1 protein-coding gene and 1 pseudogene are annotated in these 2,066 nt (G+C 66.3%); both read left to right on the forward strand.

What is annotated here, in order from left to right; genetic code table 11:
- The first annotated feature begins 155 nt into the window (after nt 1-155).
- Nucleotides 156-1,196 (forward strand): tRNA (adenine-N1)-methyltransferase, encoded by a 1,041-nt coding sequence (locus tag AC5RWT_RS36815; RefSeq protein WP_494084531.1) that lies wholly within the window; start codon nt 156-158, stop codon nt 1,194-1,196.
- Between the two features lie 146 nt (nt 1,197-1,342).
- Nucleotides 1,343-2,066 (forward strand): annotated as a pseudogene (locus tag AC5RWT_RS36820) (proteasome ATPase); the annotation flags it as partial.

Genomic DNA, 2,066 nt, shown 5'->3' on the forward strand with positions numbered 1-2,066 from the left:
AGAGCACGGTGGTTCAGGCCATCACCGGCAAGCCCGGCCGGCTCTGATCCTTTAGCCGGCGGCGGGCGCCGGACACCCGGCCGGAATACAATCGACGAACGGGCCCGGCAGGCAATGCCGCGGCCGGACCAACAACAACCGGAAGTGATCCACCCATGAGCTCCTCCACCAGCGCGCACGGCGCAGACCAGCGACGCGGACCGTTCCGGCCCGGCGAAAGGGTCCAGCTCACGGACGAGAAGGGTCGGATGAACACCATCACCCTCACCCCCGGCGGTGCCTTCCATACACACAAGGGGTTCCTGCCGCACGACGACGTGATCGGCCGGGAGGAGGGAACTGTCGTGGCCAATACCGTAGGCCACCGGTACCAGACGCTGCGCCCGCTGCTGTCGGACTTCGTGCTCTCCATGCCGCGCGGTGCCGCCGTTGTCTACCCCAAGGATGCCGCCCAGATTGTCACCATGGCGGACATCTTCCCCGGGGCCCGGGTGGTGGAAGCCGGCGTCGGCTCCGGCGCCCTGAGCATCTCACTGCTGCGCGCCGTGGGCGACGGCGGCCGGCTCCATTCGTTTGAACGCCGGGAAGAATTCGCCGACGTCGCCCGCGGCAACGTGGAAACCTTTTTCGGCGGCCCGCACCCGGCCTGGCAGGTCTCGCTGGGCGACTTCCAAGACGAAGTAGTGAAGGCCGAAGAACCGGGCAGCGTGGACCGCGTGGTGCTGGACATGCTGGCACCGTGGGAGTGTCTGGACGCGGTGGCCACGGTGCTGGCGCCCGGCGGCGTGTGGATCAACTATGTGGCCACCGTGACGCAACTCTCCCGCACAGCGGAGGCGATCCGGGCCGACGGCCGGTTCACCGAGCCTGACGGCTGGGAATCCATGGTCCGCGGCTGGCACTTGGAGGGCTTGGCCGTCCGGCCAGACCACCGGATGGTGGCGCACACCGGTTTTCTGCTCACAGCCCGCCGCCTGGCAGACGGGATGACCGGGCTGACCCCGAAGCGGCGACCCTCCAAGACCGGCTTCGCCGCGGAGGACGTGCAGGTCTGGACCGGTGATGAGGAGGATTGGAATCCGGAAGCCTTGGGGGAGCGTACAGTCTCCGACCGCCGGCTCCGCCGCGTGGCCAAGGATGCCGCCTCCACGGTCCAGCGGGGTGCATTCAAGGACGTGAATCCCGAAACGGACTAACCGGCGGATTTCCGCTTCAAGCGCCCGTTACGGACTGCGGAACTCCAGGTCTCGATTCGGCGTTTCTTTCCCTAGACAGGTGCAGTGGGCTCGGGCGACGGTTAGGGTCTAGGGAAGGAACCGATGCAAGGAAGCGGGTTGCGGTGATGAACGAGAACCAAAACCAGAACCAGAACAACCAACCGGGACCGGCTGAACCGCAGGACGAACAGCGCGACGCGCTGACGGTCGCCCAGCGCCAGATCAATGTGCTCCGCGACAAACTGCGGCACCTGGACAAGCAACTTGCCGCGGCGACACAAAACAATTCCCGACTGGTAGCCACGCTTGAGGCCGCGAAGTCCGAAATCGTCCGGCTCAAATCCGCCCTTGAACGCGACGGTGAGACCCCCTTCAGCTTCGCCACCATCACCCAGGTCAACAACGCCCAGAAGCAGCGTCCAGGGGTGAGCAGCGCTGCCATGGTGCAGGAGAGCGTGGACATTGTGCAGTCGGGGCGAAAGCTCCGCGTTGCCGTGAGCCCCCTGGTCCAGATGGACCACCTCAGCCCGGGGCAGGAAGTCCTGCTGAACGAATCGCTGACCGTCATTGCCGCACTGGGCTTCGAGCGCTCCGGTGAATTGGTCACCATCAAGGAAATGCTCGACGGCGACCGCGCCCTGGTGGTCGGACGGGCCGACGAAGAGCGGGTCGTCAAGCTGTCCGGCGCACTGCGGACCGAAAGGCTCCGGGTCGGCGACGCGGTGTCGATCGATGCCCGCAGCGGCTACGCCCTGGAGAAGATCCCGCGCAGCGAGGTGGAGAACCTCATCCTCGAAGAGGTGCCGGACATTTCCTACGAGGACATCGGCGGACTGGGCCCGCAGATCG

This window comes from Arthrobacter sp. Dra40 (assembly GCF_059091905.1).

What these genes read in the sequence shown, in the direction of transcription:
- AC5RWT_RS36815 (WP_494084531.1), top strand. Translation starts at nt 156, where the DNA reads ATGAGCTCCTCCACCAGCGCGCACGGCGCAGACCAGCGACGCGGACCG.